This is a genomic window from Pseudomonas sp. DE0010, from assembly GCF_007680745.1.
Taxonomy (GTDB): Bacteria; Pseudomonadota; Gammaproteobacteria; order Pseudomonadales; family Pseudomonadaceae; genus Aquipseudomonas; species Aquipseudomonas parafulva_B.
Map to the genome: position 1 here is coordinate 1 of NZ_VEJQ01000197.1, position 277 is coordinate 277.

At 66.8% G+C, this 277-nt stretch carries 1 protein-coding gene; it reads right to left on the minus strand.

Annotated features, from left to right (window positions below; all coding sequences use genetic code 11):
- Positions 1-64 precede the first annotated feature (64 nt).
- On the minus strand, positions 65-277 hold a 213-nt coding region (locus FS767_RS22230; protein WP_178102779.1), incomplete at its 5' end, for a MerR family DNA-binding protein.

Here is a 277-nt window from a genome sequence, read left to right on the forward strand (position 1 = left end):
CATGGACTCAACCTAGGCAGCGGGGAGATAGAAAGATGGACCCCGCGAGCCCTCGGCGGTTGCGTCAGCCGCCGAGGGTATCGGGGATCGGACACTCGGGGCTGGCGTCGCCATGGCAGCAGGAGACCAGCTCGCCGAGGGTGCTGCGCAGGCGGGTCAGTTCGGCGATCTTCAGATCCAGCTCGGCGATGTGCCGCTTGGCCAGCGCCTTGACGTCGGCACTGGCGCGTTGCCGGTCCTGCCAGAGGCTGAGCAACTGGCGGATCTCTTCCAGACT